23 protein-coding genes are annotated in these 16,293 nt (G+C 39.5%); 4 read left to right on the plus strand and 19 right to left on the minus strand.

All coding sequences use genetic code 11. The features are described 5' to 3' along the window. Positions 1–9: 9 nt before the first annotated feature. The 17 genes from rpsD to FCS21_RS10175 form a co-directional block, all read right to left on the minus strand. The gene (rpsD, locus tag FCS21_RS10095; protein ID WP_138622974.1) at positions 10–630 is read right to left on the minus strand and encodes a 30S ribosomal protein S4; all 621 of its coding nucleotides are present in this window, start codon (positions 628–630) and stop codon (positions 10–12) included. A 33-nt stretch (positions 631–663) separates the two neighbouring features. Next, entirely contained in the window at positions 664–1,053 is a 390-nt protein-coding gene (gene rpsK, locus FCS21_RS10100) for a 30S ribosomal protein S11 (RefSeq protein ID WP_011041474.1), read from the minus strand. 13 nt (positions 1,054–1,066) lie between these two features. Further along, positions 1,067–1,423, minus strand: a complete 357-nt coding sequence (rpsM, locus tag FCS21_RS10105; RefSeq protein WP_138622977.1) for a 30S ribosomal protein S13 — start codon at positions 1,421–1,423, stop codon at positions 1,067–1,069. A gap of 150 nt (positions 1,424–1,573) precedes the next feature. Then, a complete protein-coding gene (rpmJ, locus tag FCS21_RS10110) occupies positions 1,574–1,687 on the minus strand; it encodes a 50S ribosomal protein L36 (RefSeq protein ID WP_118056057.1) in 114 nt (37 codons plus the stop codon). Positions 1,688–1,717: 30 nt separating this feature from the next. Continuing rightward, positions 1,718–3,055 carry a preprotein translocase subunit SecY gene (gene secY / locus FCS21_RS10115; protein ID WP_138622979.1) on the minus strand — a complete coding sequence of 446 codons (1,338 nt, stop codon included), beginning with the start codon at positions 3,053–3,055 and terminating at the stop codon, positions 1,718–1,720. Between the two features lie 6 nt (positions 3,056–3,061). Next, positions 3,062–3,496, minus strand: coding sequence for a 50S ribosomal protein L15 (gene rplO / locus FCS21_RS10120; protein WP_138622981.1), 435 nt, complete (start codon positions 3,494–3,496; stop codon positions 3,062–3,064). Between the two features lie 2 nt (positions 3,497–3,498). Then, the gene (gene rpmD, locus FCS21_RS10125) at positions 3,499–3,678 is read right to left on the minus strand and encodes a 50S ribosomal protein L30 (protein WP_041736596.1); all 180 of its coding nucleotides are present in this window, start codon (positions 3,676–3,678) and stop codon (positions 3,499–3,501) included. Between the two features lie 6 nt (positions 3,679–3,684). Then, a complete protein-coding gene (gene rpsE, locus FCS21_RS10130; protein WP_138622983.1) occupies positions 3,685–4,194 on the minus strand; it encodes a 30S ribosomal protein S5 in 510 nt (169 codons plus the stop codon). 9 nt (positions 4,195–4,203) lie between these two features. Beyond that, positions 4,204–4,557, minus strand: coding sequence for a 50S ribosomal protein L18 (rplR, locus tag FCS21_RS10135; RefSeq protein WP_138622985.1), 354 nt, complete (start codon positions 4,555–4,557; stop codon positions 4,204–4,206). Between the two features lie 9 nt (positions 4,558–4,566). Beyond that, on the minus strand, positions 4,567–5,100 hold the full coding sequence (gene rplF, locus FCS21_RS10140) for a 50S ribosomal protein L6 (RefSeq protein WP_138622987.1): 534 nt from the start codon (positions 5,098–5,100) through the stop codon (positions 4,567–4,569). Positions 5,101–5,110: 10 nt separating this feature from the next. Beyond that, the gene (gene rpsH, locus FCS21_RS10145) at positions 5,111–5,500 is read right to left on the minus strand and encodes a 30S ribosomal protein S8 (RefSeq protein WP_371287235.1); all 390 of its coding nucleotides are present in this window, start codon (positions 5,498–5,500) and stop codon (positions 5,111–5,113) included. A gap of 19 nt (positions 5,501–5,519) precedes the next feature. Beyond that, positions 5,520–5,825, minus strand: a complete 306-nt coding sequence (gene rpsN, locus FCS21_RS10150; RefSeq protein WP_138622991.1) for a 30S ribosomal protein S14 — start codon at positions 5,823–5,825, stop codon at positions 5,520–5,522. 4 nt (positions 5,826–5,829) lie between these two features. Next, positions 5,830–6,375 carry a 50S ribosomal protein L5 gene (gene rplE / locus FCS21_RS10155; protein ID WP_138622993.1) on the minus strand — a complete coding sequence of 182 codons (546 nt, stop codon included), beginning with the start codon at positions 6,373–6,375 and terminating at the stop codon, positions 5,830–5,832. A gap of 12 nt (positions 6,376–6,387) precedes the next feature. Next, positions 6,388–6,702 carry a 50S ribosomal protein L24 gene (gene rplX / locus FCS21_RS10160; RefSeq protein WP_138622995.1) on the minus strand — a complete coding sequence of 105 codons (315 nt, stop codon included), beginning with the start codon at positions 6,700–6,702 and terminating at the stop codon, positions 6,388–6,390. Between the two features lie 12 nt (positions 6,703–6,714). After that, positions 6,715–7,083, minus strand: coding sequence for a 50S ribosomal protein L14 (gene rplN, locus FCS21_RS10165; protein ID WP_138622997.1), 369 nt, complete (start codon positions 7,081–7,083; stop codon positions 6,715–6,717). A 380-nt stretch (positions 7,084–7,463) separates the two neighbouring features. After that, positions 7,464–7,901 (minus strand): D-aminoacyl-tRNA deacylase, encoded by a 438-nt coding sequence (gene dtd / locus FCS21_RS10170; RefSeq protein WP_138622998.1) that lies wholly within the window; start codon positions 7,899–7,901, stop codon positions 7,464–7,466. 78 nt (positions 7,902–7,979) lie between these two features. Then, positions 7,980–8,921, minus strand: a complete 942-nt coding sequence (locus FCS21_RS10175) for a virulence factor BrkB family protein (protein ID WP_246047162.1) — start codon at positions 8,919–8,921, stop codon at positions 7,980–7,982. Positions 8,922–9,024: 103 nt separating this feature from the next. On the opposite strand from FCS21_RS10175, the gene FCS21_RS10180 reads away from it, so the two are divergent. Then, entirely contained in the window at positions 9,025–9,249 is a 225-nt protein-coding gene (locus FCS21_RS10180) for a hypothetical protein (protein WP_118056113.1), read from the plus strand. Positions 9,250–9,343: 94 nt separating this feature from the next. Here FCS21_RS10180 and typA read toward each other — a convergent pair whose 3' ends face one another. Both typA and FCS21_RS10190 read right to left on the minus strand, forming a co-directional pair. Beyond that, positions 9,344–11,161 (minus strand): translational GTPase TypA, encoded by a 1,818-nt coding sequence (gene typA / locus FCS21_RS10185; RefSeq protein ID WP_138623000.1) that lies wholly within the window; start codon positions 11,159–11,161, stop codon positions 9,344–9,346. Positions 11,162–11,549: 388 nt separating this feature from the next. Then, the gene (locus FCS21_RS10190; protein ID WP_371287236.1) at positions 11,550–13,064 is read right to left on the minus strand and encodes a S10 family peptidase; all 1,515 of its coding nucleotides are present in this window, start codon (positions 13,062–13,064) and stop codon (positions 11,550–11,552) included. 325 nt (positions 13,065–13,389) lie between these two features. On the opposite strand from FCS21_RS10190, the gene FCS21_RS10195 reads away from it, so the two are divergent. The 3 genes from FCS21_RS10195 to lpoB all read left to right on the plus strand — a co-directional run bounded on the left by FCS21_RS10195 (position 13,390) and on the right by lpoB (position 16,050). Continuing rightward, a complete protein-coding gene (locus FCS21_RS10195) occupies positions 13,390–14,835 on the plus strand; it encodes a COG3014 family protein (RefSeq protein WP_171035680.1) in 1,446 nt (481 codons plus the stop codon). Between the two features lie 40 nt (positions 14,836–14,875). Further along, positions 14,876–15,352 carry a YcfL family putative periplasmic lipoprotein gene (locus FCS21_RS10200; RefSeq protein WP_138623004.1) on the plus strand — a complete coding sequence of 159 codons (477 nt, stop codon included), beginning with the start codon at positions 14,876–14,878 and terminating at the stop codon, positions 15,350–15,352. A gap of 95 nt (positions 15,353–15,447) precedes the next feature. Further along, on the plus strand, positions 15,448–16,050 hold the full coding sequence (lpoB, locus tag FCS21_RS10205; RefSeq protein ID WP_138623006.1) for a penicillin-binding protein activator LpoB: 603 nt from the start codon (positions 15,448–15,450) through the stop codon (positions 16,048–16,050). Positions 16,051–16,293 lie beyond the last annotated feature (243 nt).

Raw genomic sequence — 16,293 nt, forward strand, 5'->3', positions numbered from 1 at the left:
AGTGCAACTCTACTTAGAGTAAAGTTCAACAATCAACTGTTCATTAATTTCGGCAGATAAGTCAGAACGATCAGGAACACGTTTGAAAACGCCTTCAAGTTTCTTAGTATCTACTTCCACCCAAAGTGGCTTCTCACGTTGATCAGCTAATTCTAAAGCAGCGATGATACGCGCTTGAGTTTTAGACTTCTCACGAACAGAAACTGTATCTTCAGCTTTAACAGTGAAAGATGGGATATTAACTACTACGCCGTTTACCAAGATAGCTTTATGGCTAACTAATTGACGGGCTTCAGCACGAGTGCTGGCATAACCCATACGGTAAACTACGTTATCTAAACGTGTTTCTAAAAGCTGTAACAAGTTTTCACCTGTGTTGCCTTTTTGACGCGCTGCTTCTTTGTAGTAATTACTGAATTGTTTTTCTAATACGCCGAAAATACGACGAACTTTTTGTTTTTCACGAAGTTGAACACCGTAGTCAGACAAACGACCGCGACGGGCGCCATGTTGACCTGGTATTGTTTCGATTTTACATTTAGTGTCAATTGCTCTAACACCGCTTTTAAGGAACAAATCTGTACCTTCGCGGCGACTAAGCTTTAACTTAGGACCTAAATATCTAGCCATTTTCTTTCTCCAACTATCCTAAAAAAAACTCGATTAAACGCGACGTTTCTTAGGAGGACGACAACCATTATGAGGAATAGGTGTAACGTCAGTAATGTTGGTGATTTTAAAACCAGCAGCATTTAAGGCACGGATAGCAGATTCACGACCTGGACCTGGACCTTTAACGAACACTTCAATATTCTTCAAACCAAACTCTTTTGCAACAGCGCCAGCGCGGTCTGCAGCTACTTGCGCAGCGAACGGGGTAGATTTACGTGAACCACGGAAACCTGAACCACCTGCAGTCGCCCAAGATAAAGCATTACCTTGACGGTCTGTAAGAGTCACGATTGTGTTGTTGAAAGAAGCATGGATATGAGCCATGCCATCAGCAACTTGTTTTTTTACGCGTTTACGCGTACGAACTGGTGTTTTAGCCATTGTCTAGTTCCTCTTACTTCTTAATTGGCTTACGAGGACCTTTACGGGTGCGCGCATTAGTTTTAGTGCGTTGACCACGTAGAGGAAGACTGCGACGGTGGCGAATGCCACGGAAACAACCTAAATCCATAAGACGTTTAATGTTCATTGAAACTTCACGGCGTAAATCACCTTCTACGGTAAATTTATCCACTTCAGCACGTAGCAAATCAATCTTTGCTTCGTCTAATTCACTGATCTTCGTTGATTCAGCGATACCAGTAGCTGCACAAATTGCTTTCGCACGTGTTGCTCCGATACCGTAAATCGCAGTAATGGCGATTACTGCATGCTTACGATCAGGGATGTTAATGCCAGCGATACGGGCCACTAACACATCTCCTATTAATAATTAAAATTACTTTGGTTGGAAAGCCCGTTAGGATACCCAACCATTCTCTTTTTCTGCAAATCGAAGCGGCATTATACAGAAAAATCTACATAATGCCACTTCTAAAAGATTATAGGTTAAAAGTTAAACTTAACCTTGTCTTTGTTTATGCTTTGGTTCAACACAAAGAACGCGAATTACGCCTTTACGCTTAACCGTTTTACAGTTACGACAAATCTTTTTTACGGATGCACGTACTTTCATTTTATACTCCGTTAGCTCAATCAGCTCAGTCTAACGACCGTAGCCTTTTAAGTTCGCTTTTTTAAGTACATTGTCATATTGATGAGACATCATATGCGTTTGTACTTGTGCCATAAAGTCCATAATCACAACCACGATAATCAATAAAGATGTCCCGCCGAAATAGAACTGTACGTCCCATGCCATGATCATAAACTGAGGAACCAAACAGACAAAGGTAATATACGCTGCGCCCGCTAGGGTTAAACGTGTCATCACTTTATCAATATATTTGGACGTTTGTTCACCCGGACGAATCCCTGGAATGAACGCACCTGACTTTTTCAAGTTATCTGCTGTTTCACGCGGATTAAAAACAAGTGCCGTGTAAAAGAAACAGAAAAATATAATTGCTGCTGCTAACATCATTACATACAAAGGTTGCCCTGGCGACATCGCCTGAGATACACCTTGTAAGAAATCAGCAACGGGGCCGTCACCTTGACCAAACCAGCTCGCAAGCGTGCCTGGGAACAAGATTAAACTTGAGGCAAAGATTGGCGGTATTACACCAGCCATATTAACTTTTAAGGGTAAATGTGTGCTTTGCGCAGCAAAAACCTTACGGCCTTGTTGACGCTTAGCATAGTTAACAACAATACGTCGTTGACCACGTTCTACAAATACTACTAAGAAAGTTACTGCAAATACCACAACGCCGATTAGCAATAATACTAATAAGTGCAATTCACCTTGACGCGCCATTTCAGCTGTTTGACCAACTGCGGATGGCATGCCAGCAACAATACCAGCAAAAATGATAATCGAAATACCATTACCAATACCACGTTCAGTAATTTGCTCACCTAACCACATTAAAAACATGGTACCCGTGATTAAACTAATAACTGCAGTAAAATAGAAGCCAAAGCCTGCATTTATAACAAGCCCTTGCATCATATCCGGTAAACTTCTGGCAATCGCTATCGACTGAACTGTTGCTAGAACTAAAGTGCCGTAGCGTGTGTATTGGCTGATTTTACGACGTCCAGCTTCACCTTCTTTCTTAAGCTCTGCCATTGCGGGATGAACCACAGTAAGCAATTGCATAATAATCGAAGCTGAGATGTACGGCATAATACCCAGTGCCAATACCGAGGCTCGCTCAAGTGCACCACCGGAGAACATGTTAAACATCTCTACGATAGTGCCCTTTTGTTGTTCAAAGAACTGAGCTAATACAGCGGCGTCAATACCAGGGATTGGCACAAAAGACCCTAAACGAAGCACAACTAAGGCAACGAATACGAACCATAATCTTTGTTTCAGCTCAGACAAACCGCCTGCGCCCTTACTACCTTGTGAAGTAGCCATTCCTGGTGTAGCCATTGTGTACTATTCCTCTACTTTGCCACCAGCAGCTTCAATAGCTGCTTGTGCGCCTTTAGTTACGGCAATGCCACGTAATGTAATTGGACGAGTAATTTCGCCTGATAACATCACTTTAACAGCGATGACATTACGTGTAATTAGGCCAGCATCTTTAAGTGCGTGAATATCAATAACATCACCTGAAATTAGGTTTAATTCGTGTAAACGAACTTCAGCGCGAACTAAAGATTTACGTGAAGTAAAACCAAATTTTGGTAAACGTTGTTTCAATGGCATTTGACCACCTTCGAAACCTGGACGTACACTACCGCCAGAACGAGATTTCTGACCTTTGTGACCACGGCCACCAGTTTTACCGATGCCTGAACCAATACCACGACCACAGCGCTTTTTAGCTTTGTGAGATCCCGGTGCAGGGGATAAAGTATTTAAATGCATAATTAATCCTCCACCTTAACCATATAGTAAACCTTGTTAATCATACCGCGTACAGATGGAGTATCTTCTAACTCTACTGTATGGTTGATACGACGAAGACCAAGGCCTTTCAATGTAGCTCTATGCTTCGGTAAACGACCGATAGAACTTTTTAATTGAGTTACTTTAACTGTTTTAGACATGTTCAATTACCCCAAAATTTCTGCAACGGTTTTGCCACGTTTAGCTGCAACACCTTTTGGTGAATGCATATTCACTAAAGCTGATACAGTAGCGCGAACTACGTTGATTGGGTTAGTAGAACCGTATGTTTTTGACAATACGTTCTGAACGCCTGCAACTTCAAGTACAGCACGCATCGCGCCACCGGCGATGATACCTGTACCTTCTGAAGCTGGTTGCATGTAAACTTTAGAACCTGAATGCTTGCCAGTAATGACATGCTGAAGAGTAGTACCCTTCAAGTCTACGTTTACTATGTTACGGTGTGCTTTTTCCATTGCTTTTTGGATTGCAGCAGGCACTTCACGTGCTTTACCGTAGCCAAAACCAACACGACCGTTACCGTCACCAACTACAGTTAGTGCAGTGAAACTGAAAATACGACCACCTTTAACCACTTTTGAAACGCGGTTAACGGCGATTAGCTTTTCAGCCATATCACTTTGTTGTGAGTTTTCTTGATTATGATTAGCCATTATCAACCCCTAGAATTGAAGACCAGCTTCACGAGCTGCTTCTGCTAACGCTTTTACGCGACCGTGGTAAAGGAAACCAGAGCGATCAAAAGCTATCTTAGTGATACCTTTTGCTACAGCACGTTCAGCGATTGCTTTACCTACTGCAGTTGCTGCTGCAACATTACCTGTTTTTTCAATTTGAGCGCTAATTTCTTTGTCTAAAGTAGACGCAGAAGCGATTACTTCAGAACCCGTAGGAGCGATTAATTGAGCGTAAATGTGACGAGGAGTACGGAATACAACTAAACGATTCGCACCCAACTCGCTAATTTTTGCACGAGCGCGTTTAGCGCGGCGCAAACGAGATGTTCTCTTATCCATAGTATTACCCTACTTCTTCTTAGCTTCTTTACGACGAACATTTTCATCAGAATAACGAATACCTTTACCTTTATAAGGCTCAGGTTTACGGTATGCACGAATATTCGCAGCGGTTTGACCAACTAAATGCTTATCACAACCTTTCAGTGTGATTTCAGTTTGGCTAGGAGTTTCACAAGTAATTCCTTCAGGAATTGCATGGCTGATGGGGTGTGAAAAGCCTAAAGATAAATCTAAAGATTTACCTGCAACTTTTGCACGGTAACCAACACCTTGTAAAATTAATTTCTTTTCAAAACCTTTACTAACACCTTCAACCATATTATTGATTAAAGCGCGTGTAGTACCGGCTTGAGCCCAAGCGCCTCTAACATCAGCAGCGATATTAGTAATGATGTTGTTTTCTTCGTGAGAAACAACAACGTCACCGTGAATCGTGTGAGATAGTTCGCCTACTGGACCTTTAACTGTAATGTCTTGACCTGATAACGTAATGGTAACGTCAGCAGGAACAACGACAAGTGCTTTTGCAACACGAGACATATTATTCTCCTTACTCTACGAAACCAAGAACTTCACCGCCAATACCCGCAGAGCGAGCGGCACGATCAGTCATCAAACCTTTAGAAGTCGAAATGATCGCAATACCCATACCTGCAAGAACTTTAGGAAGTTCATCACAGCTTTTGTATATACGAAGACCTGGACGTGAAACACGTTTGATCTTTTCAATTACTTCTTTACCTTCAAAATATTTCAATGTTACTGCTAGTTCAGGTTTTACTTCACCTGTTACTGAGAAATCTGAAATATAGCCTTCTTCTTTAAGTAATTTTGCAATAGCAACTTTAACTTTTGAAGACGGCATTTGTACTGCAACCTTTGCTGCAGTTTGACCGTTGCGGATGCGTGTAAACATGTCCGCGATAGGATCAGTCATCATAACCATTTACTCCCGTGAATTACCAACTAGCTTTCTTAAGACCTGGAACTTCACCACGCATCATAGTTTCGCGTAATTTAATACGGCTCAAACCAAATTTACGTAAGAATCCATGTGGACGGCCTGTAATGTTACAACGGTTACGTTGACGACTACTGCTCGAATCACGAGGTAAACTTTGAAGTTTCAATACAGCTTCCCAGCGATCTTCTTCAGAAGAATCAACACCAGAGATGATTGCTTTTAACGCAGCACGCTTTTCAGCATATTGTGCTACTAGCTTAGTTCTTTTTGCTTCACGAGCTTTCATTGACGTTTTAGCCATAACTCTACACCTTCTTCTTGAACGGGAATTCGAAGGCAGACAATAATGCTAGTCCTTCTTCGTTATCTTTCGCGCTAGTAGTAATAGTGATATCTAATCCGCGAATCTTATCGATTTTATCGTATTGGATTTCAGGGAAGATGATTTGCTCACGAACGCCCATGCTGTAGTTACCACGGCCATCAAATGACTTAGGGTTTAAACCACGAAAATCACGGATACGTGGAATAGAAATAGAGATTAAACGCTCTAAAAATTCCCACATACGCTCGCCGCGTAGAGTTACTTTTGTACCTATAGGGTAGCCTTCACGAATTTTGAAGCCCGCAACTGATTTGCGTGCTACTGTCGTGACGGGCTTTTGCCCTGAGATTGCAGTAAGATCATTTGTGGCGTGCTCTAAAACTTTTTTATCAGCTATCGCTTCACCAACGCCCATGTTAAGGGTGATCTTTTCAATCCGAGGGACTTGCATGACACTTTTATAGCCAAATTGCTTTTGCAATTGAGCTACAACGGTATCTTTATATAAATCATGCAGTTTCGCCATCATTTACTCCAATTAAATTATTTCGTTATTAGATTTGAAAAAACGAACTTTTTTGCCGTCTTCAATTCTAAAACCAACACGATCTGCTTTGCCCGTTGCTGGGTTAACAATCGCTACGTTGGATACTTGTAAAGGTGCTTCTTTTTCAACAATCCCACCAGGCTGCTGTAACTGAGGTACAGGCTTAGTGTGTTTCTTAATTAAGTTAACGCCTTCTACGAATACTTTGCCGTCTTCAACAAGCACTTTGGTTACTTTACCAGTTTTGCCCTTGTCTTTACCTGCAAGTATAATTACTTCATCATCACGACGAATTTTAGATGCCATTATCGTGACTCCTTAAAGTACTTCTGGTGCTAATGATACGATCTTCATATATTTTTCATTACGAAGTTCACGTGTCACAGGCCCGAAAATACGAGTACCAATTGGTTGTAAGTTAGCGTTTAACATTACAGCCGCGTTTTCGTCAAAACGGATAGCAGAACCATCTGAACGACGAACACCTTTCTTAGTGCGCACCACTACCGCAGTATGAACATCACCTTTTTTTACTTTACCGCGAGGACTTGCTTCCTTTACGGCAACTTTGATGATATCACCAATGCGTGCATAGCGACGGTGCGAGCCACCAAGAACCTTTATACATTGAACACGCTTAGCGCCACTGTTATCAGCAACATTAAGCTGTGATTGCATTTGGATCATTGATTTTGCTCCATTGTTATCTTTTTTCTAAACCTTGCAAAGTGCAAGATAAACAATAAGATAATATAAAATTTAAGGCCGAAAATTGACCCGTCACTGCCTTTTGAAAGACCCCCACTTAGCTTAGACTGCAACGTAAAACCAAAGTTAACGCTCAATCTAAAGTAAAATTTAAGTTAGACTCAACATAAAATCTAAAGCTAAAAATAACAACTCAAACTCAATGGGCGCGAGATTATAACACCACTAAAGTAAAAGAGATAGTTTAATTAGCTAAAAAACAAACAATAGTTGATGGCTTAAAATTCAGTGAGCGAACGCTCAAATTCAGTACAGTGGAGGTTGAAGATTACATACGTATACCGCAGTAATTGGGGGAACTAAATACTCAACGTAAAAGTCACCGGTCCATCATTAACTAACGCGACTTGCATGTCAGCACCAAATTCTCCCGTGGGTGCCTCAAAACCGTTCTCACGTAGTTGCTGAGTAAAATACTGGTAAAGTTGATTACTCAATGCAGGCTCTGCCGCTGAGGTGAAACTGGGTCGCATGCCACTTGAGGTATCCGCTGCTAAAGTAAATTGTGAGATAACTAAAATATCACCGCCCGCTTGCTTAACGTTGAGGTTCATTTTGTCGTTTGCATCATTAAAAACACGATAACCGGCAACACGCTCTGCGAGACGTTTAGCTTTCGCTTGACAATCTACCGGCTCAATTGCAAGAAAAACTAATAAGCCCTTCCCTATTTCACCGATAATTTTATTTTCTACAGTGACACTTGCCTGACTAACACGTTGTATTAACGCTATCATGATATAACTTCTCGCTTGGTTTATTTAACGGTTGTTCTTGACTCTTTATCGATTACTCACTGATGACTTGTTAGTCACTTATTGGTTTCTATTTGTTCTACTGCTTTTTTCTGTCATAACGTCATCACCTGTGATGCCACTTGCTAAATTGTTTTGTTTTTCGGTTACTTTTTTTTCTTTTATTAAGGCGTATTCTTGCAAAGACACGGTAATTAACGCACCGGTAAGTACAATAAGCCAAGAAACATATACCCATAAAAAGATAATAGGAATAGCAGCTAACGCACCGTAAATCAATTGATAGGAAGGGAAAGCCGTTACATACAAGGCAAAGGCTTTTTTAGCTAGTTCAAATAATATTCCTGCAACAACAGCGCCCGATAATGCAAACCTTATAGGCACTGCTTTATTAGGAACAGCAGTGTATAAAATAATAAAAGCGATAATCGATGACAGTAGCGGTAAAAGCCTTAAAAAAATATCAAACAAACCTAATACGTTATATTCATTAACCACAACCAGCGAAACAATATAGGAAGATAACGCAATACTGCCACCGACAAAGATAGGGCCAAGTGTTAACACCATCCAATACATAGCGAATGAAGTTATAGTGCGGCGCTTATCTGTTACCCGCCAAATATGATTAAAGGTGTTATCAATGGATGAAATTAACAGTAATGCTGCAACAAACAAAAAAGAAATGGCAATTGTTGACATTTTAGAAGCGTTATCAACAAAACCGGTTAAGTATTTTTGTAGTACTGTCCCTGCAGAGGGAACAAAGTTTTGATAAACAAATTGCTCAATAGTCCCTTGCAACTGAGCAAAAAGCGGAAAGGCTGTCATCACTGATAACATCACGACAACAAGTGGTACTAGTGACATTAAGCAAACATAAGATAAATATCCCGCTACCACTTGTATTTGCTCGCGCTTAATACGGCGAATAAAATAAAAGAGTAAGCCCTTATGCTCTTGCCAAAATTTACTGATAATAGTTTCTTTGTATAAACTCATAATGGTTAACAATTTACTGATGTCACTAAGATAGTACATATATTAAGATAGAGCACATTAATAAGCTAGCTTATGCTGGTATAAGATAAAAATGGAGTGATTTATGGCTAATCAAGGTTCTGCAGGTAATGTTATTTCTGCAATATGTAATATTTTTTTCCCTGGTTTAGGGCAGTTAGTGCAAGGTAGGTTATTGGCAGCACTTATTTTTGCTATTGTCTGTGTTGGTGGTTATGCACTGTGGTGGATGGTGATCCCAGCAATTATTGCAGGTGTCTTTCATTTATGGGCGATTATAGACGCCGCTACGTTCAAGGGGAATGGCTAAGAGGCGCGGTGATTGTTAAGCCATAAAAAAACGCTTATTACCTAAGTAATAAGCGTTTTGAATCAGTGTTTATCCAAGTAAAGCTGTAATATTATTACTTAGAACCACGACCTTCTCGTTTACGATCATTCTCTTTTAATGATTTTTTACGTATACGAATACTTTCAGGTGTAACTTCCACTAATTCATCGTTATCGATAAATTCTAACGCTTGCTCTAAAGACATCACGATAGGCGGCGTTAACGTTTGTGCTTCATCAGTACCTGATGAACGAACGTTAGTTAATTGCTTACCTTTAAGAGCGTTAACCGTTAAATCGTTATCACGACTATGAATACCAATAATTTGACCTTCATAAATGTCAACACCGTGACCAATTAACATACGACCGCGAGATTGTAAGTTAAAGATAGCGTTAGTTAAGGCTTTACCTGTTGCATTAGCAACCATAACACCATTTTTACGTTGGCCAATTTCGCCACCTTTGTGCGGTCCGTATTCAAAGAATGTATGATAAATTAAACCAGAGCCTGACGTTAACGTCATGAATTCTGTTTGGAAACCGATCAAACCACGACTTGGCATGATGAAATCCATACGGATACGGCCGGTACCATCTGGTGCCATATCAGTTAATTCAGCTTTACGAACACCCATTTTTTCCATAATAGGACCTTGATGTTGCTCTTCAACATCAATGGTTACTGTTTCGTAAGGTTCTTCTAATTGACCATTCACTTCACGAATAATAACTTCTGGACGTGATACCGCTAACTCAAAGCCTTCACGACGCATGTTCTCAATTAGGATGCCTAAATGAAGCTCACCACGACCTGATACTTTAAACTTATCAGCATCGGTAAGTTGCTCAACACGTAAAGCAACGTTATGAATTAATTCTTTATCTAAACGGTCTTTGATGTTACGTGAGGTAACAAATTTACCTTCTTTACCACAAAATGGTGAAGTGTTTACTTGGAACGTCATGTTGATGGTTGGTTCATCAACCGATAACAACGGTAAACCTTCAACTTCAGTTGGACAACAAATCGTATCAGAGATTTTTAATTCGCCTAAACCGGTAATCGCAATAATATCACCAGCAAAGCCTTCTTCAACGTCATGTCTTTCCAAGCCTAAGTAACCAAAAACTTTACCGACTTTAGCGTTATGTACACCACCATTAGCCAATTGAATCGTTACTTGTTGGTTAGGTTTAACGCTACCACGTGTAATACGACCAACACCGATTACGCCTAAGTAAGAGCTGTAATCAAGTTGAGAAATTTGCATTTGGAATGGACCATCTGGATCCGCTTTTGGTGATGGTACTTCGTTAAGAATAGTATCAAACAACGGCGTCATATCTGTGCCGGTTGCGCCTTCTTCAAGCGTAGCCCAACCATTGATTGCTGAAGCGTAAACAACTTTAAAGTCAAGTTGTTCATCAGTAGCACCAAGGTTATCAAATAATTCAAAAACTTGATCCATAACCCAATCAGGACGAGAACCAGGCTTATCAACCTTGTTGATAACAACAATTGGCTTTAAGCCTTGAGCAAATGCTTTTTTCGTTACAAAGCGCGTTTGTGGCATAGGGCCTTCTTGCGCATCAACGATAAGTAAAACTGAATCAACCATTGACATTACACGTTCAACTTCACCACCAAAATCAGCATGGCCAGGAGTATCTACGATGTTTACACGGTAGCCGTTCCAGTTAATAGCCGTGTTTTTAGCTAAGATGGTGATACCACGTTCTTTTTCGATATCATTTGAGTCCATTGTACGTTCTTCTAGACCGCCTCGCGCATCTAGTGTACCTGACTGTTCAAGTAATTTATCAACTAAAGTGGTTTTTCCGTGGTCAACGTGAGCAATAATTGCCACATTTCTTAATTTATCTAACACAGGCGTTACTCGCTGTTACTATCGTTTTTTTACTCCATGATGCTACATCATGCGGGTTAACGAATAGGGCTACAATTGGGCGCGCATTATACAGTTTTTTACTTTAAAAAGAAAATAATAAAGCAAGAAGTATTGTTATTAATTTTTTTTTGAAGTAAAAAACTATAATGGTTATTAATATTAGTCGTTTGTTCTTTCTCTTTTTTGTACGCTATTTATTGAAAGTAGAACCTTGATTATAGGGCTATTCAACAAAGTTACGCCAAAAATCATTCACCCTTAGCATTAACATCATGATTGTTGTGTCAGTAAGCTTTAACCTAATTGTTTATATTAGCAATATAGCCCAATTTAGCGATTATGCCTTGCTATTACGCTACTCCTACCTTTATTCGTACTTAGCTGCTTTATCTTTAGCTGGAAGGCTTTGCTTAATAAAATCACGAATATCTTGATTCGCTTTTTTTAAGTCTTCACGGCGTAAATACATCATATGACCACTTTCATAACCTTTAAACGATAATCGCTCTTTCATTAAGCCGCTTGGGTCTAGTTGCCATAAAGTGTATTTGGCATCAAAGTAGTTAGTTGCACCATCAAAGTAGCCGGATTGAATCATCACTTGTAAATACGGATTTTGTGCCATAGCAGAGCGTAAACCTTCTCCGGTGTTATTACCACTACGATCCCAAGGGTGAACATTACCGAACATATTATATTTAATGTCAGTTTTATAATGCAGCTCTTCACGTAAGTAATAATTAATAGCGGGAGTGAAGCTATGTAACCAAGAGCTTAACTCAGCATTATAGTCTGGACGTGAACCGGCAACTTTTTTATCAATACCTAAATAACGTGAATCTAAGCGACCAATGGTTTGCTTCCTATCACGTAATAATTCTTTCCAGAAAAATGATGTATCAACATCTAAGTTATTATTAATCACGGCCGATACGGATAAACCTGAGTACTGGGCAACTTGCTCAGCAATAACTTGTTTTTCTTGTACGGAAATAAAACCACCTTTAGCTAAGGCAGGTAAATAGTCATTAAGCGTAAAGGCTTCTACTTGTGCCAATAATTCAGTTAACGGCTTTTGCTGCAACACAGGTGCTAATGCTTGGTGATACCAAGCAGCTGCGGTAAAGTAAGGCAACCTATTAGCCGCTTTAACTGGACCATCGCGTTTAATACCAATATCAGTAGGTGAAACTAATATCACCCCATTAACATACATCCATTGGCGTGATTGCAACGCTTGTGCTAAACCAGCAACACGCGTAGTACCATAGCTTTCACCTATTAAATATTTAGGCGAGCGCCAGCGATTGTTGCGACTTACAAAGGTATTGACCCATTCTGCTAAATAGCTAATATCGGCATTGACACCAAAGAAGTATTTTTTCTGTTCTGCTTTAGTAGGCATTTTGCCATCTTTATTAGGTAACACGCGTGAATAACCAGTATTTACTGGGTTAACAAAAACAATATCGGCAACATCTAAAATAGAGTATGGATTAGTTTTTACGCCATAAGGCTGTAACGGATAACCTTCAGCATCTACGTTTAATACTTTAGGTCCTGTATAAGCGACATGCATCCACACTGAAGCAGAGCCAGGACCGCCATTAAATGAAATAACTAATGGCCTTTTAGCTGTGTTTTTTACATCGCTACGTTGATAATAAGTATAAAACAAGCTGGCCGTTGGGTTGCCTTCTTCATCCCACACCGGCTGTGTGCCTGTGGTCGCAGTATAGTTAAACTTTTCACCGTTAACTTTAGTGGTGTGCTTAGTTACACTCTTTTCATCAATTTTCAGTTTACGTTCATGGTTATTTTGTTGTGGCTTAGTTAGCGCTTTTTCTTCGGCTAACGCTGGGACCGTTGACCAGCCTAACAGCAAAGTCACCAAGACTAAACGGCTTAGTAACTTAGAGTATGTTAGACATATATGAATAGTGGAAGTAGCGATAATTAAATCCTCACCAGATTAAAATTACTGACATTTAACTTATCAAAGTAGCAGTTATGGTATTAAAGGTAAAATAGCTTTCGCTAAAGCGATGTCAAAATAGGATGAATCGTGGTACAAAAATAAAGTACAGTGGTAAACCTCACTAGAATACTTATTGGCAACTTATTCGAGAATATCCTTATAAGCTATGATTACACTTTTTATACAGGGCTGTGCTTGTTATATAGCCGCAACAAGATAAGCTAATTCAATGCGAAAAAACGTCACTAAAAAATTCATAGCATTATTATTTACAATCATATTAAGTGCTTGTGCAGGCACTTCATTTAATGATTTATTTAGTAATTATAATCAACAAATGCAAGCCGTAAAAAGTGCCCAACAACAAGGTCGTTTTCAACAAGCACTATCATTAATACCCGAACGTAGTGAAAGTAATGGCAGTTATCACTTAAATTTATTAGAGAAAGCTCGCTTAGCGTTTCTGGCCAATAATAACCTAGTAAGTCAGCAAAACTTTACTAAAGTGTACCAAAAGATCCAGCAAGCTGAACAAGCAGCTAAAGTCGAAGTTAGTCGTGGTATCGACAATGTCACCGCTATCATAAGTAACGATAATGCAACACGATACGATATTCCCTATTATGAACAAAGTATGCTGCACTCTTATCAAGCGTTAAATTACTTAAGTCAAAGCGATCTCTCTGGCGCTTTAGTTGAAATTCGACGGGCGAATATAGTACAAAATAAAGCACTGCAAGCTAATCAAAAAGAGCTTTATGATAGCCAACAAAGTATGGCTAGCAAAGGTATTAACCCTAGTGACCTAGCCAATAACTATCCAGTGATGAATAACGTCATTGGCGAAGTAAAAAATGGTTTTCAAAATGCCTATACCTTTTACTTATCCGGCATACTGTATGAAGCTGCAGGGCAAAGCAATGATGCCTATATAGATTATAAAAAAGCCTTAGAAATTTACCCTAATAACATCACTCTACAAAAAGACGTTTGGCGCTTAGCGACCCAACTTGCTATGACAAGTGACATATCGTTATTTAAGTCTCGCTTTGCAAGGAGTATCAGCGAAAGCAATCAGAAAGATAAGCCTAATGAACAAAGTAAAATGGGGCAATTAGTTATACTTATCGAGCAAGGTATTATCGCCAGTAAGCAGGAAGCCTCAATAAATTTACCCATTTTTACTAGTCATAACGATATACGTTTTTATAGCCTTGCTTTACCCAGTTATCAAAATCGTTTAGCGCAATATTCAGGTCTTTCGTTAAACTATCAAGGACAGACCTATCAATCACATGAAATTGTTCGTCTACAATCTCTTGCCGCTAAGCAGTTGCAAGATAGTATGCCAACCATTGTTACCCGACAAATTATACGGCTAGTTGCTAAAGAAGAAATACGGCAGCAATTTAGCCGCAAAATTGGTGACATTGGTAATATATTAGCTAGTCTATACAATGTTGCTTCTGAAAAAGCAGATACTCGAAGCTGGAGTACACTACCCGATAGCATTCATATACTTAGACTAACATTATCACCAGGAAAACATGATATTGATGTCAATATTAATGGTACTCAACGCACAATCACTGTTGAGATAAACGAGGACAGACAAACCTTAATAAAAGTGACCTCGATTGGTAATTATAGCGATTATCAAAGTATAAGTCTTTAAGCAAGCCACAGCGCCTTATTAGAATATGGAGTATTAAATAATGAAAAATATGAATATGATAAGCATATCAGCGATAACATCAGGCTCAACGCTGTTAGTAGTAGCATTAACGACAACATTATTACTAAGTGGTTGTAAAAATGTTCCACCGATGACTTCAGGGATCGGCAGTGAACAAATAGCCCCTGGACAAAAATACAGCCAGTATTTACAAGTACATAATGCAGAGTTAAGCAAAAAGCTTCATATTAGTGATATTAGGACGAGAACTCATAACGACTTACTCGAACTTAACTTATCACTGACGAGTACTTATGAAAAAACACTCAAACTACAGTATCAATTTACTTGGTTTGATAAAGAAGGCTTTGTTATTGAGGCAGGTAAAAGCCCGTGGAAACCGCTGAATTTACACGGTATGCAAACAGCAATAGTCCCTGGGTTAGCCCCGACTCCACGTGTAGCATCATATAGCCTTTATGTGCGTGAGATACCAGAAAAGTTTTTTAGATATTAGCACGTATGACTAAAAATAGACGACTACCCGATTAAGCTCTAGGGTATCAAAACAATAGTGAAATAAATTAACATTAGCAAGCGAAGGAAAACACAATGAAAAATCTGATTCTTATTACCGGTATTGCATTAACACTTACCCTTGCAACTGGCTGTACCAATAAGTCGGTAGTACGTTATGGCGATGCAACCGCTGTTGAAACAACCGATATTAACTTCGGCTCTACCGACCTACAAAAAGTTGCCGCAGAGATGACGGACTCATTATTAGTTTCGCCAGTAGTAGGCACATTAACCGCCAACACTCGCCCTATTCTCTTTGTCGAAAGTATCAAAAACAAAACTAGCGAACATATTGATACTGAATCAATTACCGACTCTATTTCAACCAAGTTACTACGTTCAGGTAAATTTAGGTTTGTCGATATGGATCGAGTCACAGCGGTACGAAAACAACTTGATTATCAACAAAGTAGTGGCATGGTAGACCCAAGTAAAGCCATGCAATTTGGCAAACAAGTAGGTGCTCAATATATGCTTTATGGCAACTTAGCCAGTATTGTAAAATCTAATAAAGATCAATCAGATGTTTATTACAAATTTACCCTGCGTTTAATGGATTTACAAAGTGGTTTAGTCGAATGGGCTGATGAAACTGAAATTCGTAAAACTAAAGGTAAAGAATTCATTAGCTGGTAGCCTATGGTACTGCTAATTGAATGATAAATTGCGAGGAGTCTCGATGAAAACGTTATTATTAACAAGTTTAACCCTGCTTATCTTTATGGTCAGTTATTCAGTCAATGCTGACTATGATAGAAACAAAGCCGTCCCCGTTGCAAAGTAAGCGTATAGCTAACGACACCTAGCTTTTCTTAATGTTCCAAGGTAACAGCGGCTCAATGTTACCTGGCTGCTCAGCAAGGTGCTGTAAGCAAGTAG

The sequence above is a fragment of the Colwellia ponticola genome (genome assembly GCF_005885605.1).
In the GTDB taxonomy this organism is placed as follows: domain Bacteria; phylum Pseudomonadota; class Gammaproteobacteria; order Enterobacterales; family Alteromonadaceae; genus Colwellia; species Colwellia ponticola.